Origin of the sequence: Halalkalibaculum roseum (genome assembly GCF_011059145.1) — a bacterium.
Taxonomy (GTDB): Bacteria; Bacteroidota; Rhodothermia; order Balneolales; family Balneolaceae; genus Halalkalibaculum; species Halalkalibaculum roseum.
Genome location: NZ_JAALLT010000004.1, coordinates 16,935 through 31,297, shown reverse-complemented (window position 1 = coordinate 31,297; position 14,363 = coordinate 16,935). Strand labels below are relative to the sequence as shown.

11 protein-coding genes are annotated in these 14,363 nt (G+C 42.4%); 8 read left to right on the top strand and 3 right to left on the bottom strand.

From position 1 onward, the window contains the following. Positions 1 to 215: 215 nt before the first annotated feature. Together G3570_RS12090 and G3570_RS12085 are read left to right on the top strand one after the other, a co-directional pair. A complete protein-coding gene (locus G3570_RS12090) occupies positions 216 to 2,249 on the top strand; it encodes an ATP-binding protein (protein WP_165142723.1) in 2,034 nt (677 codons plus the stop codon). Positions 2,250 to 2,640: 391 nt separating this feature from the next. Further along, positions 2,641 to 3,609 carry an NAD(P)-dependent alcohol dehydrogenase gene (locus tag G3570_RS12085; protein ID WP_165142721.1) on the top strand — a complete coding sequence of 323 codons (969 nt, stop codon included), beginning with the start codon at positions 2,641 to 2,643 and terminating at the stop codon, positions 3,607 to 3,609. A 379-nt stretch (positions 3,610 to 3,988) separates the two neighbouring features. On the opposite strand, the gene G3570_RS12080 is transcribed toward G3570_RS12085, so the two are convergent. Together G3570_RS12080 and G3570_RS12075 are read right to left on the bottom strand one after the other, a co-directional pair. Then, entirely contained in the window at positions 3,989 to 5,038 is a 1,050-nt protein-coding gene (locus G3570_RS12080) for an SMP-30/gluconolactonase/LRE family protein (protein WP_165142719.1), read from the bottom strand. Between the two features lie 109 nt (positions 5,039 to 5,147). Then, entirely contained in the window at positions 5,148 to 5,684 is a 537-nt protein-coding gene (locus G3570_RS12075) for a DUF3224 domain-containing protein (RefSeq protein ID WP_165142717.1), read from the bottom strand. 709 nt (positions 5,685 to 6,393) lie between these two features. Here G3570_RS12075 and G3570_RS12070 point away from each other — a divergent pair. From G3570_RS12070 to G3570_RS12045, 6 genes are all read left to right on the top strand, one after another. Next, positions 6,394 to 7,515, top strand: a complete 1,122-nt coding sequence (locus G3570_RS12070) for a multicopper oxidase domain-containing protein (protein WP_165142715.1) — start codon at positions 6,394 to 6,396, stop codon at positions 7,513 to 7,515. After that, positions 7,512 to 8,681: a ZIP family metal transporter gene (locus G3570_RS12065; RefSeq protein ID WP_249067061.1), complete on the top strand. Its 1,170-nt coding sequence runs from the start codon at positions 7,512 to 7,514 to the stop codon at positions 8,679 to 8,681. Before G3570_RS12070 ends, G3570_RS12065 begins: the two co-directional genes overlap by 4 nt. Positions 8,682 to 9,000: 319 nt before the next feature. Next, positions 9,001 to 9,717, top strand: a complete 717-nt coding sequence (locus G3570_RS12060) for a polysaccharide deacetylase family protein (protein WP_165142713.1) — start codon at positions 9,001 to 9,003, stop codon at positions 9,715 to 9,717. Positions 9,718 to 10,093: 376 nt separating this feature from the next. Continuing rightward, the gene (locus G3570_RS12055; protein WP_165142711.1) at positions 10,094 to 10,747 is read left to right on the top strand and encodes a M23 family metallopeptidase; all 654 of its coding nucleotides are present in this window, start codon (positions 10,094 to 10,096) and stop codon (positions 10,745 to 10,747) included. A gap of 333 nt (positions 10,748 to 11,080) precedes the next feature. After that, positions 11,081 to 12,832 (top strand): S41 family peptidase, encoded by a 1,752-nt coding sequence (locus G3570_RS12050; protein WP_165142709.1) that lies wholly within the window; start codon positions 11,081 to 11,083, stop codon positions 12,830 to 12,832. Between the two features lie 49 nt (positions 12,833 to 12,881). Further along, the gene (locus G3570_RS12045) at positions 12,882 to 13,139 is read left to right on the top strand and encodes a hypothetical protein (protein ID WP_165142707.1); all 258 of its coding nucleotides are present in this window, start codon (positions 12,882 to 12,884) and stop codon (positions 13,137 to 13,139) included. A gap of 318 nt (positions 13,140 to 13,457) precedes the next feature. Here G3570_RS12045 and G3570_RS12040 read toward each other — a convergent pair whose 3' ends face one another. Next, the gene (locus G3570_RS12040) at positions 13,458 to 14,204 is read right to left on the bottom strand and encodes a hypothetical protein (protein WP_165142705.1); all 747 of its coding nucleotides are present in this window, start codon (positions 14,202 to 14,204) and stop codon (positions 13,458 to 13,460) included. Positions 14,205 to 14,363: the final 159 nt, after the last annotated feature.

Below are 14,363 nucleotides of genomic sequence, written 5' to 3'. Positions count from 1 at the left end.
AAGTGACATTAGCCGACTAGTACTTCGCCCTACATAATTAGTATTTAATATAGGGTAGAAGATTGTGTTAATATGTTCATCAAAAAAGTACCGGAATTGAGTTTGGACTTATTAGCATTTAGGATTCAGTAGAGCTCACAGAGAGTAGTTTGATGTGATAAATACATTGCCTGGAATAAGCTTTATTTACCATCCACTGAGAAAACCGGGGAGAGATGGACGTTGAAAATGGAAAAAAACTATATGAAGAGCTAAAGCTTGAAAATAGGAGACTCCGGGAAAAAGTTGACGAATATGCCCGTGAAGTTAAGATTCAATTGTCAATAGAACGGGTAAGGACTCGTACAATGGCGATGCACGATAGTAGTGAGTTAGCGGAAGTGGCCTCTGTTTTCTTTGAACAGATTAGTTTACGGACATCTGCACCAGACCGATTTTTTATTGGGATTATCGATGAAGACTCTAGATCTATAGATTTTTGGATAACAGATCAGGAAGGTCATGAAGTCATTAAAAAGTTTACCGCTGAAGCACGTAAGTCGTCAATTATTTCTGACATATTTTTAAATTGGAAAAGTAATGAAAAATTCTGGATTCAGGATCTAAGCGAACGAAAACTAGAAAACTGGATCCAATATTGGAGCGATGAGGTAGGCATCCCTTTTGAAAAAAACAGTGTTAAAGATCATCGTTTCATATTTAGTGTCTACTTTTCTGAAGGCTTAATTGGAATAATTACACATGAAGAGCCAAGCATAGATTCGATACTACTTTTGGAACGTTTTTCTGATGTATTTCAACAAACTTACACCAGATTTCTCGACTTAAAAAAAGCCGAAAGGCTGGTACTAGAAACAGCCAGACAGGCTTCACTAGACCGAATTCGAGCTGAAATTGCCTCTATGCGAAACTCGGAAGATCTTGAAGAAATTACTCCTCTAATATGGGATGAGCTCAAAGTATTAGAAATTCCATTTATTCGTTGTGGCGTGTTTATCATTGAAGAGCAAAATGAAATAAGCCATACGTATCTTAGTACCGCCCAGGGAGAACCAATAGCAGCCCTTCATCTGCCATTGGAGGGAATTCCATTGATTGAAGAAATAACTGCTTCTTGGCAAAATAATGAATTATACACTATCCATTGGGAGAAAAAGGATTTCAATAAATGGACCCAAAACCTAATGGAAAGTGGGTTTATCGACTCTAAAAAGAAATATGAAGCAGGGTCTGCCCCTGAGAAACTGGACCTTCATTTTTTCCCCTTCAAACACGGTATGCTCTATATTGGTAACACTGCACCCCTTGAACATGATAGTCTTGATCTTGGCCAAACCATGGCTGATGTTTTTTCTGTAGCATACGATCGCTACGAAGACTTTAAAGAACTTGAAAGGGCTAAAGAAAAAATTGAAGAAGCCTTCCAGGAATTAGAGGTAGCACAGGAACAGCTTGTACAGCAGGAAAAGCTTGCCTCACTCGGTCAACTTTCAGCAGGCATTGCACATGAAATCAAAAATCCATTGAATTTTGTAATAAATTTTTCAGATTTGAGTGTTGAACTTTTAGAAGAAACTAATCAAGAACTGAATTGCATCAGTGAAAAGCTTGCAAAGAACTATAGTGACAAAGTTAATGAAGCACTTATAACACTTAAAGATATCGGAAACTATCTCAATAAAATCCATGAACACGGCGCCCGGGCTGATGCAATTGTTAAATCAATGTTGCAACATTCTCGCGGCGGTGATGGTAATATAGAACCCACGCCACTGAATCCCATTGTCAAAGAGTTTGTCAACCTTGCCTACCATGGTATGCGAGCTAGCAAGCATCCTTTTAATGTAGATGTCAAACTACAGCTGGACGAATCCATTGATAAAGTAACAATGGTAGCCGAAGACTTCAGCCGGGTCATTCTAAACCTGTGCAATAATGCCTTTGATGCCATGAGAGAGAAGATGATGGATGAAAATGCTCAATCTATAGAATCATATATCCCATTATTGATAGTGCGAACCCAAAACATCGGCAACGAAGTCGCCATCTACATTGAAGATAATGGGCCCGGGATTCCCGAGGATACAAGGGATAAGATTATGCAGCCGTTTTTCACCACCAAAAAGGGTACAAATGGTACCGGATTAGGACTTAGTATCACAAATGACATAATAAAGGCACACGGGGGTACTATAAAGCTCAATTCACAACCGGGAAAGACTGTGTTCATCATTGTACTCAGCAAATAATAAATATTCTGCGTTTCTCCCGTCAAATCCCAAAAATCGCTTATGGAACAGAATAAATTCTGAAACTATATCCTTTATGCCATTGGAGAAATCCTGCTGGTTGTGATCGGGATCTTTATCGCCCTTGAGGTAAATAATTGGGATGAGCAACGAATTATTCAAGCCAACGAAATCAAATAGCTGAAAGAGTTAAAAAGTGATTTTTAGGAAATAAAGCAATGTTCTATTATCGAGCTGCAGATATACAGTGGAAATTTGGCGTACCTGAGAGAACTGCGAAAGGCTATCAAAACGTATTAGAGGGATGGCACCTATTCTTTAACTGATAAAAATGATTAGCCTTGGTGCTGTGTGAATGTAGTGAGTCATTATGACTATAAAATAAAATCTTATGAAAGCCATAATATTAAAGGAATATGGATTGCCGCATGTTCTCGAAGTTGGAGAGGTATCAAAACCGATTCCCGAAATTGATGAAGTACTAGTGAAAGTTCACTCAACATCTATCAATGATTGGGATTGGGGGTTGGTAAGAGGCAAACCATTCGTGATTCGTTTGTTTTTCGGTTTAAAAAAGCCAAAAATAACTATACCCGGGGTAGATGTTTCCGGAAAGATCGAGGCGGTAGGCCGCAATGTGAGTTCTTTTAAAATCGGAGATGAAATATACTGCGACCTGTCGGATTGCGGATTTGGCGGATTTGCCGAGTATGTTTGCGTGCCGGCAAAGATATTATCCAAAAAGCCTTCCACGTTAAGCCACAGTGATGCCTCGGCCTTGCCCCATGCCGGAGTGCTTGCCCTACAGGGACTTGTGGAGAAGGGAAAGGTAAAATCCGGGCAGAGTATCTTAATCAACGGTGCCGGAGGGGGTGTCGGAACACTTGGTATACAAATCTTGAAACCATATGGGGTAAAGGTAGCCGGCGTTGACAGTGCCGAAAAACTCGATTTAATGAAATCGCTGGGGTTTGATAGCGTGATGGACTATAAAAAAGTGGACTTTACTACCACCGGAGAAAAATATGACCTCATCCTTGATACCAAATCAAACCGGTCTGTGTTTAAATATGCACGATCCCTCAACAAAAATGGCACTTACATTACAGTTGGGGGATCGATGTTCAGGCTGTTCGAAATATTATTGATTGGCTCACTCATATCACTTTTTACCAGTAAAAAACTGAGTGTACTCAACCTGGAACCTAATAAAGGGTTAGAACAGATCTCTGAATTCGTTGAAAAGGGACAAATAAGACCTGTTGTTGATGGGCCCTATAAATTTGATGAAATCCCAAAGCTGATTCAATATTTCGGTGAGGGCAATCATTTGGGAAAGATTGTAGTTCAAATTGAATAATTAAGACATTTGAGCTATATCCATTCGTATGTTTCAATCGTAATATAGCCAAAGCATTAAATAAGACCGGCCTTGCCGTGTAATACTTCCCAAAAGTGCACAGTGAAATATTATAGCTCCAGATTCTGTGTAAATTATATGGCAGGCCTTTGAAAGGACATATCTACGCTGAGTCAATCTGACTTCCTACCACCGGCAATATTAAAGGTACCCATTTGGGCAATCGCAGATTTTAATTATTAATATTTCATTAATAGCCACTACTTTACTTATAAAGATAGAAAGCCTGCTAATAGGCCGGCTTTCTATCTTTGTTTCTATTATGCAGTTACTTGCTGTACATTAATGGTAAAGTCAAAACTTAACCAAGGCACAAAGGTCAGTTGAAGGAGCCACAAGTGACGACCGGAGCAGAGAACTTCACCTTAACCAATGCGGGTGCGTAGGGTTGAGGGAAGCCAGCACTCGTACTCAGATTTGCCACATAAAGTGCCTTCTGATTGTTATTAAATGCAAGACTTGCAGGAGCGGAAAGCCCCTCAACAGAGATCGATTCTATGCTATGATCTTCCTCCCGAATCACATGTATTGTGTTCCCAAAATTATTTGTGAGATAGAGGTTCCCATGCACGTCTGGTTCGATGCCGTCGATTCCGATTAGAATGTCGTCTTGAACAAAAATAGTTGGCGTACCGGCAGAACCGTCGGGTTGGATCGGAATTTTTATCACTCGTCCATTAAGTGTGATCGCAGTGTATAAAGCCCCATTGTGATAGACAACACCATTCACTCCAAATTCGACATTGCCGAAAAAGGCCCTTAAAAGATCATCCTGAATCCATGTACTAAATTCACCATCGGGAGAAAGCCTCCAAATCTTGCCGTCGAAGCTGTCACTAACAAAGACATTCCCCCTGGGATCGATTGTTACATCATTTGGCAGACTGGCGAAGAATGCGGGTAAAGCACCTACGCGCTCTGAGTCACCATCAGCTTGTACTTTCCATAGACCATGCCATTCAGGATTTTGGTGCGCAGCAACCGCAGCATAAACGTTACCGATCTCATCTACATCCATTCCTATCAAATCTCCTCCCGGAAGATCGGCTAGAAGAAATGCCCGATCAAAATCTCCTTTTGGAGCACTCCAAATTTCGGATTTACCACTAACAGCATTCCCTACGAAGACATTGCCTTGTTGAGAGACGGCCACCCCCTCCGCCGTGCCTTCATCCTCAAACTCCAAGACAGGTGTCGTTACCGGTGATTGACAAGGTGCAGGACTTGTGGACTTAACAATACTGAGGGCTTCGTCAGAAACGGCTGCATCAGGTGCGCTTGAACCCCATTCGGTACACGCAAATCCAAATGGCATAATACAAATAAAAAAAGCAAGAAAGCTGGTATAAAAAGTTTTGGAAATCATCATAATCCCTCCATTTAATAGTTCTGATTTAAAAGCGGAAACATTCCGTTATTGTATAGAGAAGACTAGCCTCATATCTGATAATCTTTCAATCAGTAGTGCTAGTTTATACTTATGGTGCAAATTTTATGAAGAACGTAGCTTCAGTTACACCGAGACCGGTAACGATATTCTTACCCTGTCCGCGAAGATTTGCTAGCTCACCGGTACCACTTAAGATGGCAAGCTTACCCTGAAATGATCCGTCTTTCTTAAAATGACCATTGAAACGAAGTTTTAATGTTCCATCGCGACCAAGAACAGAACCTTCATGGGTAAATAAAGCTTGTCCGGTAATGCTTCCGTTGTTGTGAATAGTTTGACGATTTTCACCGATAAAAATCCCCTCCCAGTCGCCGGTCACTTCCCAGAATGAGTTGAACTCATTTATAATCGTACCGCCGGGGAGTTCAACACTAGAGACTGGTTCTATACGAATCAATGTAGCGGTAGTAGTGGTTTGAATAGGAGTGTTCGTGCTACCCAGTAGAGAAAGGGCTGTCTCAGTTTCCAAATCATCCGTTACTGTAATGGGTGCATCCTTACAGCTGGTAAAAATTAAACCGATAGCTAATAATACAGTTAGAATATAAGAAGTGGATAATTTCATAACTCCTAGGTTATAAAATTGCGAGTAAGCTGATACAAGTTGCTTGTATAGCTAATCCAGAGGTGGAATTCAGTTCTCTCCAAACTGATTCTTAACTGTCGTAAACGACATAGTAATTCTTAAAGAAGGGCAATAGCATCTCTTTAAATAATTGTAGTTAAATATTCACTTAAAATAAAGGCTTAATTCTTGGATGCATTGAAATACGAGTTCAAAATTGGGAAAAAGGGGTAGCCGATCAGGTCTTCATGTCAGGAGCATAAGCAGCCTTAGTTAACCGGCAGCTTTAAACCACTTTCGGGGAATGGAAATGCTGCTAAGGTTACTAGGGTTGCGAAAGCAGCTTGGGTGTTATTCGGAATAGGACACGGCACATTTCCAGATAATATCTCCTATATCTGTCTTAAAATTAATAGAATGTTGTTTAACATACAGCTATGCATTGCGAATAATTGGGCCAATAGAGAGTAATTCCGAAGCTCCAAAGGAGTCTCTATGGTACAATCTCCTGGAAGCGATTTTATTATCGCCTTGTCAATCCGCTCCTAGGTTGACGAAATCTTCGTACGCTCTGCCTACCTTTCAGGGCATCCCCCGCCAGACGGGTTACATTAAGCAAGCATACATCCTATATATAAAATTTAGCTTTATCTAAATAAATTATTTTTCTATATTAAATAATTGTTTTTTATAATGGATTAAAGCTGATATGAAATCGAAATTTTCGAGAAAGTCCTTTCTTAAAACCGGCTTGTTTTCCGGAGCAACGGCTCTGTTGGGGTCACTCATTACAGGTACGCCGTTTTCGAGGAGTCAACAACATTCCAATGATAAAAAAACCGCCGATCCGCCAAATGAAAAGAAACCTCACGGTGGGATGTCGACCGTAGGACTAGTAGATCATAAACGAAATGGGTTTAATCCGCATGAAATGCTTACCGACTGGGACACAGGAGAAGTTTCTCAACTCCCTAACGGACAAACGCTGAGGGAATACGAGTTTGTTGCTATTGACAAAGAGATTGAAATTGCACCCGGAGTTTTCTTCCCGGCATGGACCTACAACGGCAGGGTTCCCGGTCCGACGATCCGCTGTATGGAGGGAGACCGGATACGCATCCACTTTATCAATGCGGGCTCTCATCCCCACACCATACATTTTCATGGCATCCATTCAGCAGAGATGGACGGCGTGCCCGGTACCGGTCCGGGTATGATTGAACCGGCCGAGTCTTTTACCTATGAATTTGATGCAAAACCTTTTGGATGCCATCTCTATCACTGTCACTCTTCCCCGTTGAAGCGTCATATCCACAAAGGATTATATGGTGCTTTTATTGTCGACCCCGATCCCGCACGTCATGCCGAGCATTCTGATATAGCTCGCTCTCGCCTTCTCGGATCGGAAGAAAATGAATCCTGGCAAGAATTTCTGATAGTGATGAACGGTTTCGATACCAACTTCGACAACGATAACGAAATCTATGCAGCTAACACGGTCGCGTTTGCCTATCAGAATGAACCTATCCGAATCGACCGCGAGCGGCCGGTCCGCATTTATCTTATCAACACAACGGAATTTGATCCCATCAACTCCTTTCACCTGCATGCCAATTTTTTTGATTTCTACGATCACGGCACCACGCTAACCCCAACCCGGGAAATGATCGATACCGTAATGATGTGCCAGGCTCAGCGAGGTATTCTTGAGTTCACATTTGAGGATTTTGAGCCGGGTAAATTTATGTTCCATGCCCATCAATCTGAATTTGCCGAATTGGGATGGATGAGCTTCTTTGATTTGGTAAATAATAGGGAGGTATCTGTATGAGTAAGTGGAGTATGCAAAAGCTGCCAAAATGGATTTGGATTGTTATCCCTGTAGCACTGCTCCTGGGATCGATCGCCCTGTTTCTTGCAACTAATCCGCTAAAACCACTTGGTGTGGTTGCCCCTCCCATTGAAGAAGTTACGGTAGAGCGAACCATCCTGGATGAAGAAGGCATTCACCTCACCGTTAGAGTCAATGGATCGGAGCCGGTTCGCATCGCTCAGGTACTGGTCGACGATGCTTACTGGCAGTTTACTCAAAAACCCGAAGGCCCTTTAACACGTCTTTCATCAGCAAAAATTGATATCCCCTATCCTTGGGTACAGCACGAATTACATGAAATCACCATAATTACCAGCACGGGCATGACTTTCAGCCACACCATTGAAGTAGCTGAACCCACTCCCGAATGGTCAATACAGCGAATTGCAGCCTACATCTTACTGGGCATCTACATAGGTGTCATTCCGGTGGCCCTGGGGCTGCTTTTTTATCCCTACCTGAGGACCTTGGGTTCAACAGGAATTAATTTTCTGCTTACCCTTACTATCGGACTTCTGTTCTATTTACTGATCGACACCCTGCAGGAAGGATTTGAAATGTCACAACAGGTAGCTGGGGTTTTCAATGGCAACCTGCTGGTATGGGTGACCGCGGGCGTTGCTTTTCTCATCATTTTTGCACTGGGCCGACGGGGCGGAAAAGCACCTGAAGGACTCTCTCTTTCTACCTACCTTGCCCTTGGAATCGGGTTTCACAACTTAGGTGAAGGTCTGGCCGTCGGTGCCGCCATGGCCTCCGGTGAAGCCGCGCTGGGTTCTTTCCTGGTTGTCGGATTTACCCTGCACAATCTAACCGAAGGCATCGGTATCGCAGCTCCGCTTTTGAATAGAAAAACAAAGTTCCGTACGTTCGTCTTTTTAACGTTACTGGCCGGTCTTCCCGCAGCTTTCGGGACACTCATAGGTGCCTTTGCCTACTCCCCGCACTGGACTGCCGTCCTGTTAGCCATCGGTGCAGGAGCCATCTTGCAGGTAATCGTAGAAGTAGGAACATATCTCTATAAAAACACTGAAACCAAGAGCTGGTTTACCGTTTCCAATCTCACCGGCTTTGTCCTGGGAATTGCAATCATGTATGGAACAGCGCTGCTGGTTGCGATTTAACTATTTGGTGAAAGTGTTCTAACTACTTCAAAGAGCGTTTTTTAGTTCTTGTTATAACCTGAGTTCAAAATAAGGATAGTTAAAATAACAGTAACTGTCCGGTATCAACATATTTTAGCAGCCTTAGCGGCACTAATAGCTTAAGCAGCTTTGGCAGCTTAATTTGGAGAGTGCCTAGAATGCAGATTTGATATTATCTGGAATATCTTCCTTTAAATTGCTAGAATGAGGTTTTAGAACATTATCTGGAATCCAGATAATATCCATGATCCACTCAATATTAAGTTATACGCCTTAAATCTTTGCTAGAATTGACCCAATGAAAAAAATTTCCGTAGTCTTTATATTCTTATTTGCCAGTCTGTGGGGGCTTTGGCATATGAGCAAATCTCGGAATTTCCAGATTTCCGGTCAGCTAATTTCCCATGTTGAAAATGCAGATTCTCTGATTGCTTTAACTTTTGATGACGGTCCTACTCCCCAATACACAGATGCAGTATTGGCAATTTTGGAAAAATATGATGTCCCAGCAACTTTTTTTGTGACCGGAAAGGAAACTGAAAATAATATTCAGGAAGCCCAAAAAATTGTACGAGCTGGCCATCAATTGGGAAATCACTCATATTCTCATCAACAGATGGTCCTTAAAAGTTATCACTTCCACGAAAATGAAATCGAACGTACAGATCAGTCCATCAGAAATGCAGGGTATCAGGGAGAGATATATTTTCGCCCTCCTTACTGTAAAAAGCTATTCCTTCTTCCGTGGATTCTCTCTCAAAAAAATAAAGTAAGTGTTACCTGGAATATTGAACCAGAATCTTTTGCTGATGTCAGAGACAATGCACAAAAAATTGCAACTCATGTTGAACAAAAAGTTAAACCAGGGTCAATAATTCTGTTGCATGTAATGTATGAGAGTCGTGAAGAAAGTCGTAAATCACTTCCGATAATTATTGAAAACTTAAAACAGAAAGGATATAAATTTGTAACAATAAATGAGTTAATTCGAGATGGTAGTGACGGCAGCGTATAACCAGCGCTTCAAGCGGACAGGTCTAGCCGAATCTTACCCGTTTTCTTTTTTTTCCTAACCTTTTTTGTAGATAATTAAAAATTTCCGGCGCCTGCCGCTTAAGCGCCGGGCTGTTATACATTTCTGAATTAGAAGTATGAGTGAGAGTCTTCCCATATTGTTCGCGATGTACCCGCTACTCCTTTCGGGAATCGCTCTAATCTGGTTGTTAAATATAAACAATCGGAGTTGGCTGAGTTGGGCAGTGCAAGTATTAGCTTGTGCAAGCATGATTGTCTTCGCTTTTGTTACGGGTCCTTGGGCTTTCACAAGTTATTACTTACGGTACATTTTTCTTGGCCTTTTCTTTTTGGTAGCTGTTTGGTCGTATTTTCGAATGAAGTCCGTCGGTTCTCATTCTCCAACACGCAAAGATAAAGTCACGGTTTTATCCATATTCGTTTTTCTTCTATTTGCCGTGTTGGATACCATGGCCTTTCTGTCGTACTACCCCACAGGGAAATCGCTTGATGTAAGCTTCCCGCTCAGATCAGGCACCTATTACGTGCTCCAAGGTGGTGCCAGCATAGTCACAAATCCATTTCATGCGCAAGGCAGCAACAAACTGGCCATAGACATAATTAAGTTGAACTCGCTTGGCAATCGAGCAGACGGAATAGCCCCGCAAGCACTTAAGGCCTATCAAATCTTTGAAGAGAATCTCTATAGCCCATGCCAAGGAAGAATTTTAAAGGTTCGCAACAACCTGCAGGATAACCCTCCCGGAAATCCAGATACAGAGCATCCAGAAGGCAACTACATAACGCTGAAGTGTCTCATGGGAGATATCTTAATGGCTCACCTAAGGCGAGGCAGCATTAAAGTGGCACCGGGAGACACCGTGACTATTGGTCAACCTCTGGCCGAAATTGGCAATTCAGGAAATACACTTGAGCCACATCTTCATATTGAGGCAACGAAAGATGGCAAACCGTTATGGCTTAGATTTAACGGACTGTCATTGTCGATCAATAGTCTAATAAAGAAATGAGAAATGCATAACCAAGGCATCAAGCGGACAGGCCTCCCACCAGGTTGCCACCCTCACCTTTTATGGTTACTCTGCTTTTGTAAACTATTCAACAAACTAGTGCCTGCCGCTTAAGCGCCGAGTCGTTATATGAGCAACCACTTCTCCCGTAACATCTACTGCAGAATTTACGAATACCTATTCTACTTGAGTTATTTCAGCGTTTAATTATCACGTATTTAAACTTCTGTTATGCGGTCTAACTCTTTTAGTTTAGTCTTTTCATTGGTATTCGTCATTTTTTTGTTTTCAGGATTCAATATCAATTTCACTTCAGCTAAATCTTTAAAACTATTGGATGGAGATGAAGCTACAAATTTCAAAAGTTATTCAACTGCCAAGACAGACACTTTACCATTTCCCCCAGAGCAGTTTTACCATCGTGCAACACCCCGCAGCGAGCGACTCACGATCGGTCAGGATGTTCCAGATACAATGTCAGTAGAGCAGTGGCAGGCAGACCTCGATACCCTTGCTTCCTTGATTCGCCAACGTATACCGTACTATGAGGCGGCAACTAATGAAGACGAACTAAGCCGGAGGGTCGATTCGCTTAAACAGCTGGTACCTGATCAAACACGTGACCAGCGCATACTATCGATCATGGAGCTGGCAAATCTTCCTGCTCTGGGTACCGGACATACCCGGGTCCGCTCCACTCAGCGCGCCTTGGGCTGGCGGGCGGTCCCTCTATTCCCTTACCGTTTTGCTGATGGTGTATACATCATGTCGGCCATCAATCCTGAATGGATTGGCAGTAAGATTTTGGCAATCAATAAAACACCCATAGATGAGGTCTACAAAGCGTTATCTAAATATGTGTCATCCGACAACCGCTGGGATATGTGGCGCGACGTTGAAGAATATTCTATCCAGTTTCGGTGGGCAAATCACCTGAAAGCATTGGGGATTATTGATGACATCAAGGAAGTTCCTATTCAGATTCAAACTCCTGAAGGGGAGAGAAAACAGATACGGGTTCAGACGCTGATGCCTAATTCGGCAGAATATATTTCATTCGCAACTCGGTCGCCTACAAGGCCCCGGGTTTCTGAAGACCTGCAATGGTCTCCCGGCGCCGAGCCACAACGTAATACAGAACCAAACTATAAACTAAGTTATCGAGATTCGACCGATATTTTATATCTGGATTTGAATATCATTGTCCATGAATCAGAAGACTGGACGCTCAACCATTTGGCCGACAGCCTCCGGCACATTGCCGACCATAACCCCATCAACAAGATGGTGATAGATTTGCGTACCAACGGCGGCGGTAACTCCTCGGATGCCGAGCCTCTGATTCAGTTATTTGCCAGCCATCCTAAATTTAACCAGCGAGGCAAACTTTACACGCTTATTAGTCCTGAAGCCACTTCGGCGGGTGGAATTTTTGCCATGCAGATGGAGCGCCGTACGAGAACCATCTTTGCCGGAGAAAACAGCTCTTTTAATCCCAACATCTGGGGTGAAACCGTGCCGGCGCGGCTGCCCAATTCCAAAATAGTGGTATTACTGTCCCATACTATGCACCAGGAAGGCATGCCCGATACGCCCAGAACCTACCTGGAGCCCGATATCAAGGTACCCATGACCTCTGGTCAACATTTTAACAATCTGGATTTAACAATGAAGGCGGTCAAAGAACATAAGCCCAGGCCTCGCTATACCATAAAGCTGGATGTTGAGGAAAAAGAGAAGTATACAGGCACCTATCAGATTTCTCCGGTTCACCGGGCAACAATTACCGAAGCCTCCGGTCAGCTGCACTTGCAAGTCGATGATGGAGCTGAGGAACCTTTTATTGATACTGCATTATATCCTCTTTCGACCCACCAGCTGGCTACCGATATCACGGATGTATACATAGATCGCCGGTTGGGTAACGCGCATCTTGATCTGATCTGGAAGGATACCACCTATGTGATGAATCCTTTAAATGGTGATTTTGAGCTTCCTTCAGAACTCATTAGGGCCGGAAAATTGGATGAGGCCGAAAAACGGCTAAAAAGCGCTATTGCTTCCGGAATGAAGTTGGGGGGGTGATTTTATAGAGCATCCCCTTATTGATCTTGTCGAAGAGAATCCATTGCCGGTGTGGCCCAAAGACCTGACTAAAGAGCAAAAAGCCCGACGCGCCTTGCCATACGCACAGCTCGCCGATGAGCTGGCGCCCATGTCGTGGTATTCCACGGCCGAATTAGCTTGGCTCTATCATATTCTGGGAGAAGAGGACAAGATGATGGAAGCAGCACATCGAACCGTGAAACAAAGTCCGGTTCGAGGCGCGGAATTTATCCGTGAATATGTTGGATTGGAGGTTGCACCTAATGGTAAAATTATTACAAAATAAATTTTATAAACTGAAAAAGAGCTGAATATATTCAAATAATTTACGTATGAAATGGACGCAACTCGCCCAATAAATCCGCTCAAAATTTCCGAGAAAATATACCTCAGATCCGGATTCTGTCTGGTTTTATAGCAGACCTCAGAAGTGAGTAAACACGCTGAGTTAATCTGACTTCCTACTATCAGCAATATTAAAGGTACCCATTTGGGCAATCGCAGGTTTGAATTATTAATATTTCATTAATAGCCAATACTATACTTATAAAAAAAAGAAAGCCCGCTAATAGGCAGGCTTTCTATCTAATTTTCTACTATGTAGTTACTCTTGGCTTCCACTTAACTCGGGAACAAGAACCCAGATTTCATCATATTGATTTTCCATTACCAAATCCATGGTTCGGGTCCATCGGTCCCAATCGCCTCTACTGTAAATTTCTTCAAAAGTATTTCTAAAATCCCAATCATCATCCAATGATGCCATATTATTATGAAAACTCATAGTAGCTACATGCCTGCCAATATCTCCTTGTTGGAATTCATTGACATAGGTATAAAAAGCCGGATTTTCATCCAGTGCTTTAATGGTTCCACTGAGTTTTTCCATAGCATCATTAAACAGGAAACCATATTTGCTGTTGATGGTATGTAAGCGTACATAAGCCATGGAATAGTCTCCTTCTACAGGATTAGACCATTCCTGATTGAGCTTCCAATACTCTACGGTTTCAGTACTTTTAACAGTAGGCATAACGACGTTTTGCCAATGGTCATCATGCTCACCGGAAGGGCGATTATCAAGTTGTGCATAAGAACTTAGTGGCCCCATGGTCCATATCATTTTCCCGGCGTTTGGTCCAGTAGAAACAGCCCATACATTTGAATGGTACGGCCCCTGTTCATTATGGAAGGTCTGGTTATGCTCAGCCATTGCCTCTTGAAATGCTTCAAGCTGGGTATGATCCGGTGTCAACAAGACTGCCTCATAAATAACATCTTCTTGACCTTCCTCTTGTGCCTGCGAGATGAATGGACAAAGAACTAAAAACAATACAATAATATACCTCATAGCGTATTCCCTCAACCTATTTGATTTTTGATGAGGAGTAATAGCAATAGTAGCAGATACTTTTATTCTCTTGAACATTCGTATTTAGTGATATAATAATTTAGGTACAACATATTATAAAATATTAATTTATTAGCAGCTTTAAGTAAACCCCAGGGG

What these genes read in the sequence shown, in the direction of transcription:
- G3570_RS12090 (WP_165142723.1), top strand. Translation starts at nt 216, where the DNA reads ATGGACGTTGAAAATGGAAAAAAACTATATGAAGAGCTAAAGCTTGAA.
- G3570_RS12085 (WP_165142721.1), top strand. Translation starts at nt 2,641, where the DNA reads ATGAAAGCCATAATATTAAAGGAATATGGATTGCCGCATGTTCTCGAA.
- G3570_RS12080 (WP_165142719.1), bottom strand. Translation starts at nt 5,038, where the DNA reads ATGATGATTTCCAAAACTTTTTATACCAGCTTTCTTGCTTTTTTTATT.
- G3570_RS12075 (WP_165142717.1), bottom strand. Translation starts at nt 5,684, where the DNA reads ATGAAATTATCCACTTCTTATATTCTAACTGTATTATTAGCTATCGGT.
- G3570_RS12070 (WP_165142715.1), top strand. Translation starts at nt 6,394, where the DNA reads ATGAAATCGAAATTTTCGAGAAAGTCCTTTCTTAAAACCGGCTTGTTT.
- G3570_RS12065 (WP_249067061.1), top strand. Translation starts at nt 7,512, where the DNA reads ATGAGTAAGTGGAGTATGCAAAAGCTGCCAAAATGGATTTGGATTGTT.
- G3570_RS12060 (WP_165142713.1), top strand. Translation starts at nt 9,001, where the DNA reads ATGAAAAAAATTTCCGTAGTCTTTATATTCTTATTTGCCAGTCTGTGG.
- G3570_RS12055 (WP_165142711.1), top strand. Translation starts at nt 10,094, where the DNA reads ATGAAGTCCGTCGGTTCTCATTCTCCAACACGCAAAGATAAAGTCACG.
- G3570_RS12040 (WP_165142705.1), bottom strand. Translation starts at nt 14,204, where the DNA reads ATGAGGTATATTATTGTATTGTTTTTAGTTCTTTGTCCATTCATCTCG.